The sequence below is a fragment of the Stenotrophomonas sp. HMWF003 genome (assembly GCF_003061285.1).
In the GTDB taxonomy this organism is placed as follows: domain Bacteria; phylum Pseudomonadota; class Gammaproteobacteria; order Xanthomonadales; family Xanthomonadaceae; genus Stenotrophomonas; species Stenotrophomonas maltophilia_AP.
This window is the reverse complement of the sequence record NZ_QAIW01000341.1, coordinates 6,785-8,042: the sequence shown is the minus strand read 5'-3', so window position 1 is coordinate 8,042 and position 1,258 is coordinate 6,785. Positions and strand designations below refer to the sequence as shown.

Here is a 1,258-nt window from a genome sequence, read left to right as displayed (position 1 = left end):
GGCTAAGCGACGGACGAAACTGGCATGATCGCGCCTGACCGCCCCGCCCTGGAACCACCCGTGTCTTCGCGCTGGATCGCCTCGCTGCTGCGCCCCGCGCCGGACTCGTCGGTGGCCGACAACCTGCGCCGCGGCAAGCCGGCCTGGGCCGATGCCGTGCATCTGCTGTGGAGCGGGTGGGTGTTTTTCACCCCGATCTTCGGCACCGGCTACACGCTGCGCTGGCTGTGGCTGACGCTGCTCACCTACCCGGTGTTCCTGGCGCTCTACGGCCGCCTGCTGCTGGCCCCGCGCCACCATGGGCCACGCTATGCGCTGGCGATGGTGGCGATGGGGCTTTCACTGCTGCCCTGGTACCCCGCAGGCATCAGCTACTTCATCTTCGGCTGCGTGATGATGCGGGTGTGCCGGGAAACCGGTCTCTGGCGCTACCTGGTCCAGCTGCTGCTGCTCAACGCGCTGTTCGTGGGCATTGCGCTGTGGGTGGGGTATCCCTGGCAGCTGGTGGTGTGGATACCGTCGATGGGGCTGATCATCGGCATCATCGTCAACGTGGAGAGCATCAACAAGGACCGCGATGCGGCGCTGCAGCTGTCGCAGGAGGAAGTGCGCCGGCTGGCCGCCACCGCCGAACGCGAGCGCATCGGGCGCGACCTGCACGACCTGCTGGGGCATACGCTGTCGTTGATCACGCTGAAGCTGGAACTGTCGCGCAAGCTGTTCGATCGTGATCCGGAGGCCTCGCGCCGCGAAGTGACCGAAGCCGAAGCGATCGCGCGCCAGGCCCTGGCCGAAGTGCGCAGCGCGGTGACCGGGATCCGCGCCAGCGACCTGGCCGCCGAACTGGCCTCGGCGCGCCTGTTGCTGGAGTGCCAGCACGTGCACCTGCACTACGCGCCGCCGCCGCCGATGCCGCCGGAGGTGGAGCGCGGGTTGTCGCTGGTGCTGCGCGAGGCCGCCACCAACATCGCCCGGCACGCGCAGGCGCACCAGGCCTGGATACGCTTTGAACAGGAAGGGCGCAGCTTGTTGATGGAGATCCGCGATGATGGCCGCGGCGGCGTGCAGGCCGACGGCAACGGGTTGGGGGGCATGCGCGAACGCGCCATTGCATTGCACGGCACGCTGGTAGTGCAGTCGGTGAAGGGCGAGGGCACCTGCGTAACGGTGCGCGTTCCGCTGCCGGCAGCAACCGCGGCGGTGGCCGCGTTGCCGGCCGACCTGCCAACGGCACCGTCGCTGCCTGCGGGCGGGCCGG

General features: G+C 69.3%; 1 protein-coding gene. It reads left to right on the top strand.

Annotation, left to right across the window (positions count from 1 at the left end):
* Positions 1-24: 24 nt before the first annotated feature.
* On the top strand, positions 25-1,258 hold a 1,234-nt coding region (locus DBR34_RS13685; RefSeq protein WP_146186844.1), incomplete at its 3' end, for a sensor histidine kinase.